General features: G+C 53.2%; 18 protein-coding genes. 8 read left to right on the top strand and 10 right to left on the bottom strand.

The genetic code is table 11. From position 1 onward, the window contains the following. Window positions 1-13: 13 nt before the first annotated feature. On the bottom strand, window positions 14-523 hold the full coding sequence (locus CKL79_RS13390) for a pentapeptide repeat-containing protein (protein ID WP_121970082.1): 510 nt from the start codon (window positions 521-523) through the stop codon (window positions 14-16). A gap of 167 nt (window positions 524-690) precedes the next feature. Here CKL79_RS13390 and CKL79_RS13385 point away from each other — a divergent pair, with 167 nt between their 5' ends. Beyond that, complete coding sequence (locus CKL79_RS13385) at window positions 691-1323, top strand: Uma2 family endonuclease (RefSeq protein ID WP_121970081.1); 633 nt, start codon at window positions 691-693, stop codon at window positions 1321-1323. Window positions 1324-1342: 19 nt separating this feature from the next. Here CKL79_RS13385 and CKL79_RS13380 read toward each other — a convergent pair whose 3' ends face one another. Continuing rightward, window positions 1343-3616, bottom strand: a complete 2274-nt coding sequence (locus tag CKL79_RS13380; protein ID WP_121970080.1) for an amino acid permease — start codon at window positions 3614-3616, stop codon at window positions 1343-1345. A gap of 184 nt (window positions 3617-3800) precedes the next feature. Between CKL79_RS13380 and CKL79_RS13375 the strand changes: the two genes are divergently transcribed. Then, entirely contained in the window at window positions 3801-4631 is an 831-nt protein-coding gene (locus CKL79_RS13375; protein WP_121970079.1) for a DUF3598 family protein, read from the top strand. Between the two features lie 14 nt (window positions 4632-4645). Here CKL79_RS13375 and tsaB read toward each other — a convergent pair whose 3' ends face one another. Then, window positions 4646-5287 (bottom strand): tRNA (adenosine(37)-N6)-threonylcarbamoyltransferase complex dimerization subunit type 1 TsaB, encoded by a 642-nt coding sequence (gene tsaB, locus CKL79_RS13370; protein WP_121970078.1) that lies wholly within the window; start codon window positions 5285-5287, stop codon window positions 4646-4648. 52 nt (window positions 5288-5339) lie between these two features. Then, window positions 5340-6365, bottom strand: coding sequence for an endonuclease/exonuclease/phosphatase family protein (locus CKL79_RS13365; protein ID WP_121970077.1), 1026 nt, complete (start codon window positions 6363-6365; stop codon window positions 5340-5342). 136 nt (window positions 6366-6501) lie between these two features. On the opposite strand from CKL79_RS13365, the gene cax reads away from it, so the two are divergent. Together cax and CKL79_RS13355 are read left to right on the top strand one after the other, a co-directional pair. After that, window positions 6502-7647 carry a calcium/proton exchanger gene (gene cax, locus CKL79_RS13360; protein ID WP_121970076.1) on the top strand — a complete coding sequence of 382 codons (1146 nt, stop codon included), beginning with the start codon at window positions 6502-6504 and terminating at the stop codon, window positions 7645-7647. 415 nt (window positions 7648-8062) lie between these two features. After that, complete coding sequence (locus tag CKL79_RS13355; RefSeq protein ID WP_121970075.1) at window positions 8063-8428, top strand: hypothetical protein; 366 nt, start codon at window positions 8063-8065, stop codon at window positions 8426-8428. A 372-nt stretch (window positions 8429-8800) separates the two neighbouring features. On the opposite strand, the gene CKL79_RS13350 is transcribed toward CKL79_RS13355, so the two are convergent. From CKL79_RS13350 to lysA, 3 genes are all read right to left on the bottom strand, one after another. Next, on the bottom strand, window positions 8801-9577 hold the full coding sequence (locus tag CKL79_RS13350) for an isoprenyl transferase (RefSeq protein WP_121970074.1): 777 nt from the start codon (window positions 9575-9577) through the stop codon (window positions 8801-8803). Then, window positions 9567-10445, bottom strand: a complete 879-nt coding sequence (gene cdaA, locus CKL79_RS13345; protein ID WP_276300225.1) for a diadenylate cyclase CdaA — start codon at window positions 10443-10445, stop codon at window positions 9567-9569. Before cdaA ends, CKL79_RS13350 begins: the two co-directional genes overlap by 11 nt. A gap of 126 nt (window positions 10446-10571) precedes the next feature. Continuing rightward, on the bottom strand, window positions 10572-11999 hold the full coding sequence (gene lysA / locus CKL79_RS13340) for a diaminopimelate decarboxylase (RefSeq protein ID WP_121970073.1): 1428 nt from the start codon (window positions 11997-11999) through the stop codon (window positions 10572-10574). Between the two features lie 97 nt (window positions 12000-12096). Between lysA and CKL79_RS13335 the strand changes: the two genes are divergently transcribed. The 3 genes from CKL79_RS13335 (at window position 12097) to CKL79_RS13325 (ending at window position 16335) form a co-directional block, all read left to right on the top strand. Further along, on the top strand, window positions 12097-12729 hold the full coding sequence (locus CKL79_RS13335; protein WP_121970072.1) for a GNAT family N-acetyltransferase: 633 nt from the start codon (window positions 12097-12099) through the stop codon (window positions 12727-12729). A gap of 278 nt (window positions 12730-13007) precedes the next feature. Further along, complete coding sequence (locus CKL79_RS13330) at window positions 13008-15485, top strand: ATP-dependent Clp protease ATP-binding subunit (protein ID WP_121970071.1); 2478 nt, start codon at window positions 13008-13010, stop codon at window positions 15483-15485. A 289-nt stretch (window positions 15486-15774) separates the two neighbouring features. Continuing rightward, a complete protein-coding gene (locus CKL79_RS13325; protein WP_121970070.1) occupies window positions 15775-16335 on the top strand; it encodes a hypothetical protein in 561 nt (186 codons plus the stop codon). A gap of 145 nt (window positions 16336-16480) precedes the next feature. Here CKL79_RS13325 and CKL79_RS13320 read toward each other — a convergent pair whose 3' ends face one another. Then, window positions 16481-17440, bottom strand: a complete 960-nt coding sequence (locus CKL79_RS13320; RefSeq protein WP_121970069.1) for a DUF362 domain-containing protein — start codon at window positions 17438-17440, stop codon at window positions 16481-16483. Window positions 17441-17497: 57 nt separating this feature from the next. On the opposite strand from CKL79_RS13320, the gene CKL79_RS13315 reads away from it, so the two are divergent. After that, on the top strand, window positions 17498-18238 hold the full coding sequence (locus CKL79_RS13315) for a DUF554 domain-containing protein (RefSeq protein WP_121970068.1): 741 nt from the start codon (window positions 17498-17500) through the stop codon (window positions 18236-18238). Between the two features lie 312 nt (window positions 18239-18550). Here the strand turns inward: CKL79_RS13315 and CKL79_RS13310 are convergent, their stop codons facing one another. Then, the gene (locus CKL79_RS13310) at window positions 18551-18928 is read right to left on the bottom strand and encodes a HepT-like ribonuclease domain-containing protein (protein ID WP_121970067.1); all 378 of its coding nucleotides are present in this window, start codon (window positions 18926-18928) and stop codon (window positions 18551-18553) included. After that, window positions 18921-19247, bottom strand: coding sequence for a nucleotidyltransferase family protein (locus CKL79_RS13305; protein ID WP_205879085.1), 327 nt, complete (start codon window positions 19245-19247; stop codon window positions 18921-18923). Before CKL79_RS13305 ends, CKL79_RS13310 begins: the two co-directional genes overlap by 8 nt. Window positions 19248-19549: the final 302 nt, after the last annotated feature.

Here is a 19549-nt window from a genome sequence, read left to right as displayed (position 1 = left end):
CTTTGCTCATGTATTAGTCCCGGCAGCCCAGGCTATCGCGAGTAGCCACGCCGGTCACTGGGTTGACACCCGCCGCGCGATCGCACATCTGCTTTACCTGATAGCGATCCAAAATTGAATCAGAAAAGTCTGCGCCGGTAATTATAGTATTGGCGAAAGAACTGCTGGTAGCGATCGCCTCAATAAAGATCGCATTCGTCAGATCAGAGCCATCAAAAATCACCCGATCAGCAAAGGTCTTTGTAAAATCGACGTTCGATAGATCGGTACGCATAAACGTCGCCTTGGTTAAAATAGTGCCGCTCATATCGGCCCCAGCAAAGTTGGCATCGCGCACTTCCGCCGCTGCAAAGGAGGTGCCCGAGAGATCTTTGCCCGAAAAATCAGCGCCAGACTGATTGGTGAGGGTATAGTCCACCCGGTTGTCCTGCGCCCAGGCAGGGTCACTCATGCCAGTGACCAGCAGTAATATCATCACCGAAACCAGCAGCGCTCTGGCCCCTAGCGTACGCAATAAACTCATCAATGCCCGAACCTCGCTCTAAATAGATTTGCGAATGCTCTGATCATATCGGGTTAAGGGATTTCATCGAGATTTAATACAATAGGAAAATGACTCCCAGGTAGCGCCCACACCAGCAGGACTCGCAACCAAGAAACATGCCGCTTTCGTCACCTGGCTAAATTGCCATGCCCAACCCTAGCGCACAACAGGCAACGTCAATGACCTACACACTTCCTCGCTACCGAAGCTACCAGGACTACTTAGACGATGAGCAGCTCTACGGTGAAAAAGACTATCGCCTGCTCAGTACAGGAGAAGTGATAGAAGTGGCCTCAGAAGATGAATTAAATCGCATCATTGCCTATACCCTTATCGAAGCCTTCTTAAAGGCGTATGGCGTTTCATTTATCAGGCGTATTCGCCGGGGCGATAAAGAACTTCAGGTTCAACCCGTAGGCGACAGATGGGTCAACCGCAAGCCTGACCTGATGGTAATGCAGCCAGAGCACCTGGAAATTACCCGAAAAGCCATCTTCTTTGATATGCCCGCCCCCGCCTTTGTCGCTGAAGTAGTGAGTCCGGGCAGCAAATCTAGCATTAGCTACCAGCGAGACTATGTTTGGAAGCGGCAGCAGTACGAGTGGTGGCAAATTCCGGAATACTGGATTATTGATCCGCATCGAGGCCAAATCATGGTGCTGACGCTCGCCAACAAGACTTATCAGGAAGCGATCTACCAGGGGGGAGACGAAATCATCTCCGCAGCCTTCCCCTTGCTCCATCTGTCAGTAGACGCGCTGCTCACCAAGCCATCTTAGCGATCGCGACAGTGCCCATCTACTCCTTACTCAGCATTTCAGAGAAATCCAGGTTTTCTGAAGCCAGCACCAGAATCGTCGGCGGCAGGCCCTCAGTCCGATCTCTCAGAGTTTGGTAATACTGCGGAAAATCTTCCGAGGGAACGGCTATTCCCAGAAACACTAAATCTGCGGCAGCAGAGGACTTTTGCAGAATGGCATCGAAGGGCCGATCTTCAGCCAGAATGATTTCAGAAGTCGCACCAATGCGCAGGCTGCTGGTCAGACTCTCCATGTTAGTCTGCGCAGCTTCAGCGGCGGCTTGGTTGGGCACTACCAGCTTCAAGCGAATTTCCGCAGCGCGCCACAGCCAACTGGTTCGCAAGAGATAAGCCAAAATTAGCATTAGCCCGCCGTTGGACTGCAGTCCGCCCCACCACACGTCTATCTGGCGCTTTTCATCACGGACAAACATCGGCGGTAAAAAGGATTCAGTATCGTCGGCTTCATTTTTTTCGCCCCGAAAAATAATTACGTTGCGCTGGGCCTCGTGGCAGATCCGAATAGTGTTGCAATAGCGCTCGATGCTTTCGATCTCCGGATTCTCGGTATCGCCTAAAAGCACAGTATTCGGCACCAGCGGCCCCATGCCGTAGGCTTCGATCAGCTTTTGCGCGCCGGTAAACGGATCGTCGGCGGTAATGATCTTGGCGAAAGCCTGGACGCCTTTACGATCTAAAAAGTCGCGCAGGGTGACTTCGGCTTTTTCCTGCTGAGCAATGCTGCGAGAGCCGCTAGGCAGCACGCTGGCGACCGTTATCAGCCCCCGGTTGTGGGTAAAGGCGCGGGCAATTTCGATCAGGTACCACCGTTTGGTCGGCGTGCCTGAGAGGACCAGCAGGTGAGGCCGCCAGTTTTTCGGATCGGCGTTGTCGTCGATGTTGAGCAGGGCCGTTCGTACAATGGTCATCCACACACCCTGGCGCACGTCACCCCAAGTGCTTTCTATCTGCCGACGCTCCAGCCAGAAGTAAATCAGCCCGACGATAATTAGCGCCACAATGGTCGCCACCGGGTTGATCAAAAACATCACGGCGATACAGCCAATCGCGCCTAATAAAGATAGCGACCAAGGCACCTTAAAAGTCGGGCGAAAAGAGGGGCTCTGTAAGAAACCTTCGATGCCCGCCGCGATGTTGAGCACCGTGTAGGTGGTGAGAAAGAACATAGAGAGAACTGGGGCGATCGCATCCAAGCTCCCCAAGCTCACCACTGCCAGCACAATTCCCAGCGTAAAGAGCGTGCCATATCGAGGATCGTCCGTCGGACCATTGCCCTTACCGAGCCAGCGTAATGGCCTGGGCAAAATGTTGTCACGAGCCAGCGCCTGCAAAATTCGCGGTGCGCCTAAAATGCTGCCGATCGCACTCGAAAGCGTCGCCCCCCACACGCCCAGCACAATGGAGTCGATTAAATACTGACCGCCAATGGCAATCCGCTTCATCACCAGCATATCCGGGTTGAGCAGGGCGTTGTAGGCGGTCGGGGTACGGCTGACCAAAATGTAGGGAATGGCCATATAAATGACGTAGCCCACGGCGACAGCGGCCAGCGTGCCCCGAGGGATTGAACGAATCGGGTCTTTGAGGTCGCCTGACATATTGACGCCAGCCATAATTCCGGTTACCGCCGGGAAAAAGACGGCAAATACCGCCCAAAAGCCTACCTTAGGCACCTTTGCCGCGTTGATTGCATCGGAGGGATCAATCGTCACATCGTGACCGAAAAACAGGGCGACTAGCGAGATGGCGATCGCCGCCATAATCACATACTGCGCCTTAATCGCGGCCTCGGCTGAGATCAACGCTAGCGCGGTCACCAGCACCGTCGTAATCAGCGCTACTGGCACAATTGTCAGGTTTGGAAAAATCGTATTGACGCTCTCAGCAAAACCAATGGTGTACAGCGCCACCGAAAGGGCCTGGGCAAAATACAGCGGAATCCCGACTGCCCCCCCGGTTTCGATCCCTAGCGAGCGGCTGATCATGAAGTACGCGCCGCCGGCTCGGATGACTTTGTCAGTGGCGATCGCACTGATCGACAGCGCCGTTAAAAAGGTGATTGAGGTGGCGATCGTCACAATCAGCAGCGTCGGCCACAGCCCCACCTGGCCGACTACCCAGCCAAAGCGCAGATACATGATCACGCCTAAAATGGTCAAAATAGAGGGCGTAAACACCCCGCCAAAGGTACCAAGCCCGGTTGCTTCGTCCTTCGCAGGCAAAGTAGCGGCGTTAGATGAATCTGAAGTCATGAGAGTCCCAGGTGAATTTGGCGATCGCCGCTCTACAGTTTAGAAGGCAGAGGCCCCTTAGAAGATATCAGCGAAGATATCAGTAATTACACAATTCGACTGTTCAGCCGGTGACTCACATTGTAAGAAAATACTCTGTTATTGAGTCTTATGGCCCATTCCCTATCGACACGCTACCCGGCTTATGAGCGAACCCTACCTTTCTCAATGGCAGCGCCTGCTAAAAAATGTCGGTACCTGGCAAGGGTCATTCACGCAGATTTCTCCTGAGGGGAAAGTTTTGGCTGATCTGCCGACTGAGGTGGCGCTGATTCCTCAAGATAATGATCGGGCCATGCGCCAAGAGATTCGTCGCTATCCGCCAAGCGAACCCACCCAAACCACCGTCTTAGAATATCGCTCGCTCAGCCGGTCTACGCTGTTTTTTGAAGACGGCGCATTTTCGCAGGGCACGATCCAGTGGGGCCCTTTTTCCGAATTTGGCGCAGAGCTAGGATTGATTGCGGGCGATCGCCGTCTGCGCCTGGTGCAGCTATTCGAGCAATCCGACCTGAAGCAACTCACGCTAATTCGAGAGCGCTTGCAGGGCTCTGAAACTCCCGAAAGGGAACCGCTAGCGCTATCAGACTTGGTTGGCACCTGGCAAGGGGAATCGGTGACTCAGTATGCCGATCTGCGACCTGAGCAGCAGCAGCACACTCAGCTCACGGTCGAAATGACAGGCGACAAGCAGGTTCGCCAGACAATTACTTTTGGTGATTCGCCGCCGATTCGCTCTACGGGTACGGTCGAGGGCCAAAAAATCTTATTCACAGGCAGATCTCAGCCAGTACAGATACTGCTGCTGCCCGATGGTGCCTCTGCCACCTGTCCGCTGCGCATCACCCCGCGCCAACCGCTATTTTTAGAAGTGGGCTGGCTGCTAGATGCCAATACTCGCCAGCGGATGATTCGCAGCTACGATGCGGCTGGGGCTTGGAGCAGCCTGACGCTAGTCACAGAGCGAAAAAAATGATTGGCAAATCTAGATTAGCGGTGAACCGGGTGTTGTCCGTAAAAGGGAAGCACTGATGCCCATTCGGGGCGATCGCCGCGTTCCCAGCGCCACTTAGCCAAAGCCATCACCCCGCTAACCGAATTCGCCGTCCCCACACCTGCCTCCATAGTGACTTCTCTCAGCGGCTGTTTCCACGTCGCCACGATGTTTGCCCACTCACCTTGCGGAACGACAGCCTCAGCGACTAATGGCGTCAAGTCGCCTGCTTCATCGGGCCGGTAGATAGCGCCATAAACAGCTTCTCGTTTGGCGGGCATAGAGACGGCAACGTCTCCAGAGCAGTCGAAGGTGGTTTGCGCGAGTGATTGAGCGGCGATCGCCGCCAAAGCAGACACTCCAAACAAAGGAATTTCTAGCTGCTGCGCCAATGTCCGCGCTGCCACCACGCCAATTCGAGTGCCGGTGAAGCCGCCTGGCCCCTTTGCCACCGCGATAAAGCTCAAGTCTTGCCATGTGTAGGGTGCGATAAATTCTATGAGCTTGACGTGCAAATGGCTAGAAACATCCCGGCCCAAGTCCCATACCTGATGACGCGCTATCGGCTCTTGTGAATCGATAGCGGCGATCGCCAATCCAAGCTGAGGGCTGGTGGTGTGAATGGCAAGGCCAAGCATGAAAAAACTAAAGTAAAGGAACGTGCTAATGCCTTTGAATCATGCCACGTTGCTAGTACTGCTTCAGCCGAAAGTTCATCATCAGCGGCAAGTGGTCAGAGGCTTCGCCCGCTGCGCTAACGACTTCAGTCTTGAGCACTTCGATGGTGCTGGGCGTGTACCAAATGTAATCTAGCTTGTACTCAGGCTGGTCAGAGGGAAACGTGGCGGCGGCTTTACCCCAGTCTGCTTCAGGCACGGCTGAGACAAACTGCTCAGATGCTGCCATCTCCTTAATAGAGAATTCGGTTTCTTCCGCTCGATTAGGTGAGCTATTGAAGTCGCCTAGCACAATCACCGGGTAGGTTTTGGCGTAGTCCTCAGCCAGCGATCGCACAAACCGGGTCTGACTAACCCGAGTCGGCTCATCAAACGCTTCTAAGTGAACGCTAATCACAATGAGAGTTTTGTCGTAGAGGGAAATTTCTGCTACCTGAGCTAGCCGGTCTAAATAAAAAGCGTTGTAGTAAAAAGGATTGCTGGCAACTTTTTCTAGCACCACCCGACTGTTTTTTTGAATAGGAAAGGGCCAGCGGCTGAGAATGGCCTGACCAGAGAGAATTTTGCCAAAGTGCGCCGACAGCGGCCAGAAGGGAAACGGCACGTAGTTTTTGTCCCAACTGATGGCGATCGCGCCATTAATCAGGTCTAATCCTTGAGCGATCGCCTTCGCTTGATTCACGCCGTAAGAACGCTTCGAGTCAAAATCAATCTCCTGAAAGGCCACAATATCTGGCTTAACCTGCTTGAGAGCCGCGATTACCTGTCGCTGATTTGCCTCAAAAAAATCTCTGTCGGTTTTAGCCGTCGTATTATTTGCCAGCCCTGAGAGATAGCCCAGGTTATAGCTCACAATGGTATGACTAACCTCATCTAGCATTACCACCTCGCCCTCGTTCAGACCACCAGCGGAGTAGTTGACAGTAGCCGCATAGTTTTGCTTGTTGCCGCTGCCGGAGGTGCCCCAAAAGTAAAAAAGCGCGATCGCCGCTGTCGGCAATCCCACCAGCAAACCTAGCCCTTTCAATAGCATTTTCATCGCCTTATCCGCCCGGTACTCTGTCTAAAACAACGTATTTTGGTAGGATGATTCCCGCTGGGTAATCTGTGGGTGCGATGGCGAAGCCGCTCCTGTGGAGCATCGCCGCTTTGCCTACTTCTTTCGGAGCTGCTAGATGTCCATCAAAAATGTAATTTTCTTCGGTTTTCTAGGATTTATCCCGGTTTCCCTGGCGGCTCACTTTTTAGGCTGGGGCGACTTGATTGTATTTGTCACCGCAGCTTTAGCCATTATCCCACTCGCCGGGTGGATGGGCGCTGCCACCGAAGAAATCGCCATCGTCGTCGGCCCCTCGCTAGGCGGGTTAATGAACGCCACCTTTGGCAACGCCACCGAGCTAATCATCGCCATTTTCGCTCTCCGAGCGGGCCTGGTAAATGTCGTCAAATCCAGCATCACTGGCTCCATCATCAGCAACCTGCTGCTGGTGATGGGCCTTTCCATGCTGCTGGGCGGCCTCAAATTCAAAGAGCAAACCTTTCAGCCCACCATCGCCCGCCTCAACGCCTCTTCGATGAACTTAGCAGTCATTGCAATTTTGCTGCCCACCGCCGTCGACTTCACCTCGACCGGAATCGAACAACCGATTTTGCAGCGCCTTTCTATCGCAGTGGCCGTCGTGCTCATGCTGGTATACGGCCTCACCCTGCTATTTTCGATGAAAACCCACGCCTACTTGTACGACGTTGGTATGGCGGAAGCCCCAGTCGAAGGTACAGATCCTGAGTCAAATTCTCACGCGGAGAAAGCCCATGAAAACGGACATGAGGAGCATGGCGAAAAGCCCAACCTAAAGCTTTGGGTCGGCGTGCTTTTGGCCGCGACTTTGGCCGTAGCGATAGAATCCGAATTTTTGGTCGGCACTTTAGAAGTCGCCTCTAAGCAGCTAGGGCTTTCTGAACTATTTACCGGCGTCATCATTCTGCCGGTAATTGGCAACGCCGCCGAGCACGCCACCGCCGTCACCGTCGCCCTCAAAAACAAAATGGATCTCTCCGTAAACGTCGCGGTCGGCTCCAGCCTACAAATTGCCCTCTTTGTCGGCCCGCTACTCGTCATCATCGGCGCACTCATGGGCCAGCCGATGGACTTAGACTTTAATAATTTTGAACTGCTCTCGGTGGTCGTTGCCGTACTGGTCGCCAACTCCATCAGCGCCGATGGCAAATCCAACTGGCTAGAAGGCACGCTGCTACTCGCCACTTACGCCGTCATCAGCCTATCTTTTTACTTTCATCCAGTAATTGAGGGCATTGGCTGAGCTTGACTGTAGAGATGCGTCCCAATCCCACTGACATCTGACCGAACGCCTATCCACATAAAACTTGTCTCAATAGTCAATTTTCTAATCAACTCTGCGAGACCAGTAATATTACTGATTAAACCCATGCTTTTTGCTGGGTGACGAGGGTACAAGATTAGAACCGAAAGAATTCGGAATATTGCCTCACTTTGCTTATTACGGACTCCGCCACTAGCATAAGTAAATACAAAATCTAATCTTCTAATCTTCAGAGAATCACGGATGTTTTCCTGATTAGCCCAAAATACGTTTTGTTAGGTCTCGTTATAAGAATAGAGCTGTTTTCTGTCTTCTTAGTCTCATCTTAAGTTGGTGCTGGGCAATCTTAATCTACGCTGAGCTATGCCAGTGAAAAGTAGGGAAGGTGCCTTTCATGTCTTTTTTAATTGTTGTCATAATCGCTAGTGCTGTCCTCCTACCAAGCTCTGTCCTATATACAGCTTTTGTACATAAATCCCTGAAAGGGAAAAACAAGGTTGCAGCAGCGGCTCGGATATGGCTGTTTTCGATGACTCTGATAGCCATAGCATGGGTGTTCATCAATATGCTGGCTCTTGGCCCCCTCTTTTGCAGAGATTTTAACGATTCAAGGGGTTATTGCCCAAGCTCTGACAATGCGAACAGCTTTGTTTGGACAGCTTATAAGTATATTGCTCCGATTGCTTCTGGTGTAGCGACAGGCTACTTCATAAAGTTTGGGATTCCTAAATATAGAGACCGAAAAACGGATTTACCCTGAGGCCTAACCAGAAAAAGCGAAAGTATTAACTTTTCCGATCTCAAGTTGACGCCCATGAATGGGCCGCAGCACGCTGGTTTCTAAATCTGGATCGGTTGGGTTGGGTTCTGTGGGTACGTAGGTATGCCGTTCCAGTGGCTAAAGTCGAATCGCTCTACTGGGTAGCGGTAGCTGCTGCCGTTCTCAACCTCGATTTCTAGCGATCACGCTACTGCCAGATATTGAGCCGCTATGGGCTTGAGCTTAGAAATAGTCTGGTAGCTCTTTCACTTCCTGTCACGGCTTGTACCTTAACCAACGTCCGTTTCAGTTCGTTCAGATAGTGACGCCCTCCAAGCGCTCTACCAGTCCGACATCTATCTTGCGGTATGGCTAGGTTTCTTCGCTGTCGTTGACTTTGCCGAAGCGGCGATCGCGCTTCTGAAATGCCTTCATTGCCTGGTGAAACTCGTCCGTATCAAAATCAGGCCACAGCGTATCGGTAATGTAAAACTCCGAATAGGCGAGCTGCCACAGTAGAAAATTGCTGATGCGCATTTCGCCGCTGGTGCGGATTAATAAGTCGGGGTCGCTGATGTTGGCGGTATACAGGTGGCGGCTAAAGAGCGATTCGTCAATATCTTCGGGCTGGAGGTGGCCCTGCTGGACTTGGGTGGCGATCGCCCGACAAGCCTGCAAAATCTCTTGCCTGCCGCCGTAGTTCGTCGCGACCGAAAAGCGAATGCCCTGATTCGCCTGCGTCATCGTCACCGCCCGGTCGATTTCTCGCTGTAGCGTATCCGGCAGCGCCGCTAAGTTGCCGACAAACTGAATGCGCACATCCTCCGCCATCATTTCTTTAATTTCTTGACGCAGCACTCGCTCAAACAGCGTCATCAAAAAATCGACCTCGTGCGTTGGCCGGCCCCAATTCTCAGTCGAAAACGCATAGGCCGTCAGCGCCCCCACGCCCCAGTCCCGGCAGCAGCGCAGCAGCTTTTTGAGCGTATCGACGCCCTTGCGATGGCCCATGATGCGCGGCAGACCCCGTCGTTTCGCCCAGCGCCCATTGCCATCCATAATGACCGCGACATGCGCAGGCATCCGGCCTTGCTCCAAGTCTTGGGGCAGCGCGGTCGAAGCAGTAGAGACACTAGAATTAGCTGTCATTTCTCTTCCTGGGAGTGGGGCGGGGCAGCTTGCGCTTGACAAAGCTGAGATAGTTAAGACCCTTCAGGCTCAGCCGTCGGCCCAAACTGCGTAGCTGTGGAGCAACGGTATCACCATCTACTGAGGGCGAAAATTTATCAAGTAGCAATTCTCTCAGTTTGCTGCTGGTCAGCGGTCGGTTTAAGACGCCCTGCTCGGCAACCGAAATTGAGCCGGTTTCTTCAGAAACAACGACACAAAGGCAGTGCTCTACCCGTTCGGTAATGCCCATTGCTGCCCGGTGCCGGGTGCCGAGTTGCCGGGAGGCGTCTTTTTCAGAGATGGGTAAAATCACCCCTGCTGCTAATATTCGTGAGCCCCGAATCAGCACAGCCCCGTCGTGCAGCAGCGTCGTAGTCTGAAAAATGGTTTGCAATAGCTCGCGTGACAGGTCGGCATTGAGCCTGACGCCCGGCACCGAAAAATCAATCTCCTCAATCGGTTCGTCAGTTTCTAAAATCATCAGCGCCCCGGTGCGATTTTGCGAGAGCCCCTTAACGGCTTCTACTAGCTCGTCAATCACGTTATTGGCCGTGGACAGGTGGCTTTCTTGAGCGGCAAAGAGCTGGGCAACTTCACCGCGTCCGAGCTGCTCTAGCAGCCGTCTAAATTCGGGGACCAGCATCATCGCCAGGGCGACCGATGCCCCTAGCAGCAGCTTTTCCATGACAAAATGCAGCAGCTGTAGCCCGAGCACTCTGCTCAAAAGTGTGGCTGCCATGAGCATAATCAGCCCCTGCACCATCCACGTCGTGCGGCGATCGCGAATCACCAGCAGCACCATGTAGACCAGCGCAACTACTAAACCAATATCAATGATGGTGCGCAAGAGTCAGACCTGTTTCACCGTTATCGCCATTTAAGCACCGCGCCAGCGCCGTCAACTGCCGTTGACTGCCTCAACTGTTTCAAGCATCTTCCCACAGGGCGGCGGCTGCCCCGCTGGCAAAATTCCTTATCGCGCAGGCTGCAGCGACTCGGGCAAGCAGTCTTGCCGCACTAGGTCGGCATAGGTCTCCCGGCGTAAAATCAGCGCGGCCTCACCCTGATTGACCAAAACGGCAGCAGGCCGGGGCACCCGGTTGTAGTTAGAGGCCATGCTGTAGTTATATGCGCCGGTCGCAGGCACCACCAGCACTTCTCCAGCCGTTAGCGGCGGCAGACTGGCCGACTCAATCACCACATCGCCCGATTCGCAATGCTTACCGGCGACGGTAACTGTTTCGCTCAGGGGCGCAGACATCTGGCTAGCGGCCAAAATGCGATACACCGACTGATAGGTGATCGGGCGCGGATTGTCGGACATGCCGCCATCGACAGCAACGTAGTTACGGATGCCCGGCACCGTTTTTTGTCCGCCCACGGTGTAGGCCGTAACGCAGGCAGAACCGATCAGCGATCGCCCTGGCTCACACAGCAGCTTTGGCAGCGGCAAGTCGCGCGCCTGACAAGCCGTCACCACGCTTTCGCAAACGGTCTTAGCCCACTGGTCAATACTGGGCGGATCGTCCGACTCGGTATAGCGAATGCCCAAGCCGCCGCCAATGTCTAGCTGCTCAATCGGCAGGCCATAGCGGTTAGCCGTTTGGAACCAGCCTGCCATCACGTCAGCCAGGTCGTGATGAGGCTGCAGCTCAAAAATCTGTGAGCCAATGTGAGCGTGCAGACCAACGCAGCGCAGGCTTGCTTTCCGCTCAGCGATAAAGGCAAACACTTCCTCTAGCTGGTCGGGATCAAAGCCAAACTTGCTGTCAATGTGGCCGGTGCGAATGTATTCGTGCGTGTGGCACTCAATGCCAGGAGTGAGCCGCAGTAAAAGGGTGGCTGCTTTGCCCGTTTGCTGTGCGAGCTGGTCGAGCGACTTTAGCTCATGCCAGTTATCGACAACGATGTGCGCACCTGCCGCTAAACCCAGAGTGAGTTCGTCTAGAGACTTATTATTGCCGTGAAAGTAGAGATTTTCGGGTTGGGCTCCAGCCTCTATCGCGGTTTGCAATTCACCGCCTGAGACCACGTCAATGGCAATGCCTTCTTGGGTGGCGATCGCACACACGGCCAAACAGCTCCAAGCCTTAGATGCGTAAACAATCAGCGATTCGTCTGGATAGTGCCGCGCAAACGATTCCTTATATTGACGGCAGGCCGTCCTCAGCGTGTGCTCATCTAAAATATAGAGCGGCGAACCAAAGGTTTCGACCAGCGCCACCACATCGCAGCCGCCCACCGTCAGATGATCGTCGTCGTTCACATCTGCGCTCAGCGGCAGCAGACGCTGGTTGGGAGAAGCAGTGGTCGGGTCAGCCAGGTATTGTCGGCTAGACTCCTGCCGACCTGACGCCGGGTGACGAGAGCTTTCAGGCGTAGCTGAGATAGTGGAGACCATAGCGGGGCGAAAGGTAAATAGACTTTAGTTAATCAGTGTACAATTTTGGCCGACCTGTGCGCGTCAGCTTCTGGGCCATACTCTGGGAGCCAGTCTATTGCCTTTTTTTACCTGCCTACCGCTGATAGAAGCCGATCTGCCCGCCGTCCTGGCGCTCGATCAGCGCTGCCTGGGCGGATTGTGGACGCGCTCAGGCTATCAGCGAGAACTCGACAGTCCTCACAGCGATCTGCAGGTGCTGGTCAGTTCGGCCAATGCTGCTGATTTGACTCGCCCGAGACCCGCTGATCTGGCCGCCCATGAGCTAGCCAGTCAAGACATCAAAACATCATCGTCGCTTGCCCTCATTGGCGTTGGCTGTCTGTGGGCCATTTTAGAGGAGGCGCATATTACGACGCTGGTGATAGAACCGGCCAACCAGGGCCAAAAGCTGGGCCAGCTGCTGCTGTGTGATCTGCTGCTGTGCGGCTATCACCGGGGGCTAACCCGCGCCACCTTAGAAGTGCGGGCCTCCAATCAGAGCGCCCTCAGCCTCTATCAAAAATTTGGCTTTCAAATAGCCGGAGAGCGCAAGCGCTATTACGCCGATGGCGAAAATGCTCAGATTCTATGGTGCAGCGGACTGCAAAGTGAGGACTGTCTGGCCCAAATCAGGCGGTACCAGCAAGAGGCGATCGCTCACCTCAGCGCAAACCAGCACGTCTTCCTAACATCAGGCTTCCTGACATAGAAACTTTCCACCGTAAAAGCTTTAAGTATTTTCAAAAATCTTCGATCTCCAGGTCTGACCGACACTGAATTTAAGAAAAACTTGTTCAAACCGTTACCGCCTGAAATAGCACTTTGTGCATCTCCAATCAGCCGCTTCCTAACGTCGGCTCAAAATAGATTTTTTATCTGCTAAAAAGGCAGTTTCCTCTGAGGGTAGTGAATACCGCCACCGTCCTCTGAAATTTTGCTGTGCTAGAATCAGCCTAACCAGCCAGCAGCAGGTGATGGAATACCGCCATGTTTGAACGCTTTACAGAAAAGGCCATTAAGGTCATTATGCTCGCCCAAGAAGAGGCCCGCCGCCTCGGTCACAACTTTGTGGGTACAGAGCAAATTCTTCTAGGATTGATCGGAGAAGGGACCGGAGTCGCCGCCAAAGTACTGAAATCCATGGGGGTCAACTTAAAAGACGCTCGGATTGAAGTCGAAAAAATCATTGGCCGTGGCTCTGGCTTTGTCGCCGTTGAGATCCCATTTACCCCCCGGGCTAAGCGCGTTCTTGAGCTATCGCTTGAGGAAGCCCGTCAGCTTGGGCACAACTACATTGGCACAGAGCACTTACTGCTAGGTCTCATCCGCGAAGGCGAAGGCGTTGCTGCCCGCGTCCTCGAAAATCTAGGCGTCGATCTTTCTAAGGTACGCACTCAGGTCATTCGCATGTTGGGAGAAACTGCCGAAGTTTCTAGCAGCAGCGGACAGGGCCGCACTAAGACGCCAACGCTAGACGAGTTTGGCTCCAACCTGACTCAGATGGCCATTGACGGCAAGCTCGACCCGGTCGTAGGCCGTCAGAAAGAAATTGAGCGCGTCATCCAAATTTTGGGCAGGCGTACTAAAAATAACCCCGTGTTGATCGGTGAACCCGGCGTGGGTAAAACCGCTTTAGCTGAAGGGCTAGCTCAGCGCATCGGCAATGGCGACATTCCCGATATTCTTGAAGATAAGCGCGTCGTTACGCTTGATATCGGTCTATTAGTAGCCGGTACCAAATATCGCGGCGAATTTGAAGAGCGCCTGAAGAAAATCATGGATGAGATTCGTTCCGCTGGGAATGTAATCCTGGTGATTGACGAAGTGCATACGCTGATTGGTGCAGGTGCGGCTGAAGGCGCAATCGACGCGGCCAACATTCTCAAGCCTGCCCTCGCTCGCGGTGAGTTGCAGTGCATCGGCGCAACCACGCTCGATGAGTACCGCAAGCACATTGAGCGAGATGCTGCTCTAGAGCGCCGCTTCCAGCCAGTGATGGTAGGTGAACCCAGCGTTGATGAGACGATTGAGATTCTTCACGGATTGCGCGATCGCTACGAGCAGCACCACAAGCTAAAGATTTTAGACGAGTCTTTAGAGGCCGCTGCCAAGCTTTCTGATCGCTATATCGCTGACCGATTCTTACCCGATAAGGCAATTGACCTGATCGACGAAGCCGGTTCGCGGGTGCGCCTGCTCAACTCTCAGCTGCCCCCGGCGGCTAAAGAGCTAGACAAAGAGCTGCGCCAAGTGCTCAAAGACAAAGACAACGCCGTGCGCTCTCAGGACTTTGACCAGGCCGGAGAGCTGCGTGATCGCGAAATGGAAATCAAGTCTGAGATCCGGGCGATCGCTCAAAACAAAAAGACCGAAGACGAAGAAAATCCTAAAGAAACCTCGCCTGAGGTAACTGAAGAGGACATCGCCCACATTGTCGCCTCTTGGACGGGCGTACCAGTACAGAAGCTCACTGAGAGCGAGACTGAAAAGCTGCTGCACATGGAAGATGTGCTCCACCAGCGCCTGATTGGTCAAGACGAAGCCGTCAGAGCCATCTCTAAGGCTATTCGCCGAGCGCGTGTGGGTCTTAAAAACCCCAACCGACCGATTGCCAGCTTTGTCTTCTCTGGCCCCACGGGTGTCGGTAAAACTGAGCTAGCCAAGTCGCTGGCGGCTTACTTCTTCGGCGCAGAAGAAGCGATGATTCGCCTCGACATGTCCGAATTTATGGAGCGCCACACGGTCTCTAAGCTGATTGGTTCGCCGCCGGGCTACGTTGGCTATAACGAGGGTGGTCAGCTCACTGAAGCAGTGCGTCGTCGTCCATACACTGTCGTTCTCTTCGACGAGATTGAGAAGGCTCACCCCGACGTGTTTAACATGCTGCTGCAAATCTTAGAAGACGGTCGTCTGACCGACGCTAAGGGCCGCACAGTAGACTTTAAAAACACGCTGCTGATTCTCACCTCTAACATTGGCTCCAAAGTCATCGAAAAAGGTGGCGGCGGTCTGGGCTTTGAGCTAGAGGCCGACCAGGCAGAGTCGCAGTACAACCGGATTCGCTCCCTGGTCAACGAAGAACTCAAGCAATACTTCCGCCCAGAGTTCTTAAACCGGCTCGACGAGATTATCGTCTTCCGTCAGCTCACCAAGGACGAAGTCAAAGAAATCTCTGTCATCTTGCTCAAAGAGGTCTTCGTCCGCTTAGAAGAGCAGGGCATTAGGCTGGAGGTGACTGAGAAGTTCAAAGATCGACTGGTCGAAGAGGGCTATAACCCCAGTTACGGCGCTAGACCGCTACGCCGCGCAATCATGCGACTGCTGGAAGACAGCCTGGCTGAAGAGATCCTCTCGGGTCGCATTAAAGACGGCAGTACAGCCGTCGTCGATGTCGGTGAAGATGGCAAGATTGTCGTGACTTCATCCATTTCAGAGAAGCGAGAGCTGATTTCAGCGGCTGACTAACTGGCCGATTGGCTGGCCATGTGGTCAGCCTGTAAAGCACAGTCAAAACCAGTCAAAACCGGGTGCCCTTGAGATCTATACATCTCAGGGCACCTTTTTAGTGGGCAAAGTGACCAACGCTATAGTGGCTAACCGCCCGCTAGCGAGAATTTTTGTAAATAGACGTAACGCTTCCTTGTGCTGCCAAGCAACGAAAATCAATAATTGACATAGAGGTTGCGGACTACCTAAGGGTAAGTATTGCTCAGCAACCTGCCATAGTTTTAAAGAACATAGCTGGAAAGTTACCATGATTGGTGGGATATTCGAGACGATTGGTAAGACGATAGGACTCGGTAAAGAAAAGTATTTTCTAGAACTTGATGACGCTGCTGAAAAAGGCGTGAAAAATTTGAAATCAACCGCCTCTAAAGCGGCAAAAGCGACCGTGGAGACTGCCAAAGATGTCTCTGCTGAGGTTGTCAGTAAGGTGCAGTCAGCCACTGACGAGACAGCAGACAAAGCCCGAGCCGCTGCCGATAAGGGCAAAAACAAGGCGAAGAAGGCAGCCAATAAAGAGGCCGATCAAAGGTCAGCTCAGCCAGCGTCGTCTGAGAATGGCGCGGCATCGGATTCTCCAGAGCCATCGGCTCAATCTCAGCCGCGCTCGGCAGAAGAGATTATTGTGAGTGCGATCGCCGCTGCTAGCAAAAAGACCGACAGCGAAGGCAATGCGGTAGACGACAGCCCTACCAACTTCGCGACTGACTACCTCATGCCGGCTGCTAACGGCAGCCGTCGCCGACCGGGGCCAAGCTTCGCATCCTTTAAAGGCATGGCTAAAGAAGTTAACCCCCGTTTAAGAGGCTAACGCTCAGCTCAGCAGCCATCTGCTAAGCCATGTGCCCAGCGGTAACAAGTCAAAAGCATCGGCTAGGAGACCCCGTACGCTCTTTGCCGATGCTTTTTTGCACCAATACGCAGCGGCCACTCGTTAGATCGCTCTCATCACCGCCCTAACGAGTGGCATAAGCGGCCATAGGCTCTTTGATAAAGCGGATGTACAAATGCTTAAAGGTAGAACGCAGCACTCTCGGCGCACCGAAGTCTATCGGCATCATCTTCTCAGGTAGCTGCCAGTCTGCAATCTTCAGGTCTGCAGGCTGCATCAGCGGAAATTCGATGGCTGAGAGCTGCGGACAAAGGCCCAGCCGCTGCGACGCCACCAGCGTTGGAATGCGCTCAGGGGCTACGCCCAAAATTTCTACCATCGCCCGGTCTAGCGCAAATACATTATCAGCGGCGGCTAATACGCCTAAGGCTCTGGGTTCGCCGCCGCTAGGCCCATTGCCTTCATGGCCGATAATGCCGTCAAGGATGGTTAGTTCGGGAGCGATCGCCCGCGCTGTCTCTACCAGCATGGTGCCAAAGCGATCGCTGTCTTTACCGGCTTCCATATGCCACCAGGCTTTCATCTTGCCGGGCACGCAGCCAAACAGATTTTTCACCCCCAGCGTCACCGTCAGCTGAACGTGAGATTTTACCTTGGGCAAATTGATCACCACATCGGCGGCCATCGCCTCTCTAGAGAGCAAAAGGTTGTCAAACTCTGCGCTTTCAATCGGGTAGCGCTGGCCGTGCATCTCTTCAATTGGCAGATCGGCTTTGTTGGCCCATTCCAGCAGGCCGTTGGCTTCGGCCACGCCGCGAGCACTGCCAAAAGCAGGACTATCGCCTAAAAAAGGGTTACCGCCAGCGGCCTGCACGAGCTTGGCAACGCAGTACACTATCTCAGAGCGGGTTGTGCATTCTTTGGTGGGGCGAGCGCCGGTGAGCAGGTTGGGTTTGAGCAGGACGCGATCGCCTGGCTTTACAAAATGCTCGATGCCGCCCATCGGTGCTAGCAGCGCGACCAAATGCTGATGCAACGCCTCAATCTCGTAGGTTTCTGCGCGAATCAAACTGACTGATGGCATAGCATTTCCTGATATGGCTTTCAATTTGCAGATTACCCCGATGCGAAGAACCTCTCAATGTTAACTTTTTGGGCAAAGACGAGCGGCACCTGGGTGAATATTGCGCTGGTGCTGCTGGGTACTGGCTGCGGACTTTTGCTGCGCGATCGCCTATCGCCAAGAATGCAGACCATGATTACCCAGGCCGTCGGGCTGACGACTATATTTATCGGTATCTCAATGGCTCAAGCCCTCTCAGAGGCAAGCGCTGGTGGCGTAGAGGGAGTAATTTTGGCTTTGCTCTCCCTGGTCTTTGGTGGACTGCTGGGCGAATGGTGGCAAATAGAAGCGCGGCTGGTTGATTTGGGGAATTGGTTGAAGACTAAATTTCGAGGCGGCAGTCGCTTTACCGAGGGCTTTGTGGCCGCTAGCCTGCTATTTTGTATTGGCCCGATGGCGATTTTGGGCAGCTTGAACAATGGGCTACTGGGAGATGGCACCATTTTAGTTGTCAAGAGCACGATGGATGGCCTGGTTTCTGTGGCGCTGACGGGCACCTACGGCATTGGCGTTGGCTTTTCAGTGCTGCCGGTACTGCTCTATCAGGGCGGGCTTTCTCTTCTAGCGAGCGGATTGGCTCAAGCTATTCCCGACCCAACTACCGCACCGAGCATCTTGCTAGTGACTGGCATCGGCGGCATTATGATTTTGGGCTTGGGCATCAATCTGCTAGACGTGGGCAAAATCCACGTCGCTTCCTTTTTACCTGCCTTAGCACTCGGGCCACTGACCAGCTGGCTGGCGCAAACCCTTACATAATCTCTCTAGGCGGGCTTTAACGGCGGCCTCGCTTGAAGGAAATTTGGTATCTACCGACGCATTGAATGAGTGGACGATGTTGATGATTGTCTTGGCTTCGTCGTTATTGAATACGCCGTCTAGCCCTGCTGTGTGGGTGTCGGTGTGAGGCGACTCGAGCAGGCTGGGGTCCACTTCAGAAGCCGCTGGCGCGCGGGGCAGTGTGGATGAGGCTTTCGGCTTTGGTGGCGTGAGAGTAGAGGGTGGGGGGGAATCGCGGAGGAAGGTGAAGTTTGTCATAGGAGTAAGAATATATATTCGACGGTGGTGGGTTTATCCTTCGTCTATATCGTCAATCATTGTTCGTATAACGGTTGCAAGCTCAGGAATATTTGTTTGGCAAATATTAAAGACTTCGTTCGCGTCAAGGTCAAAGTAATGGTGAGAAAGGATGTCTCTCATTCCTTTTGCGCCGCGCCAATTGACGGATGGGTAGCGTTTTAGCAGTTCTCCATCCGTTTCATAGTCAATTTTCTTCAGGTTTTCGCCAATGGCAATCAGCATCATGCCAATGGCGTCTAGCATATCTGTTCCGCTTTCGTTATCTAAGAAATCGCTCGGAGATTTTATGGAAGAAAAGCGTCGGTTAACGCGCTGTAGCGCTTCTTCTATTTGAATCAGCTTTTCGTGAATGAGGGATGGATCAGACATACACCGCTTCCTTTTCGATTCTGGCTTTCAAATAAGTATTCATTCGCTCTCGGTAGCGCACTAAGTCAACGGAGATCTTAAGCTCGGCTTCTAGGTCTTCTTTGATATTTACAGAGATGAATAGATTAGGCTGCTCTATCTCGAAAACGACATCTACATCGCTTTGGGCTGTGGCCTCGTCTCGTGCGACTGAACCGAAAATTCCTAGATGAGTCACGCCGTATTTTTCTTTCAGCACTGGCTTCATTTTGCGCAGCACTTCTAAGACTTGGCTGCGCTGCGGTGCGGCTTTATGCACTTCTTGAGATGGCTTTGTCATAATCAACATTGAAAGCATATATGGAAATTTTAGGGGCTTTAGTGATTTTCAAACAGTTGGGTCTAGAGATGACGAATTTTGCGATCGCGATCGCGTGGTAGAAGTCTCGGGCTGGCATGGGTTAGAGGTCGCCTTTGAATGCGCGTTGGAGAAGGGAGTTGAAGAGATTCTGTTCATGACTGGACAGTGCGAAGTTTTTCTTGAAGTGCGAAATGCGATTCTCCATAGGAGAGGCGGAGCCAACGCTAAAAGTAACGAACATCCCTATACCCAAGGGGCAAGGAATGTTCGAGACTGGTTGA

Source organism: Leptolyngbya sp. BC1307 (assembly GCF_002286735.1).
In the GTDB taxonomy this organism is placed as follows: domain Bacteria; phylum Cyanobacteriota; class Cyanobacteriia; order Phormidesmidales; family Phormidesmidaceae; genus Phormidesmis.
Note: the sequence above shows the minus strand (reverse complement) of the source record. Positions and strands in the feature narration are given on the sequence as shown.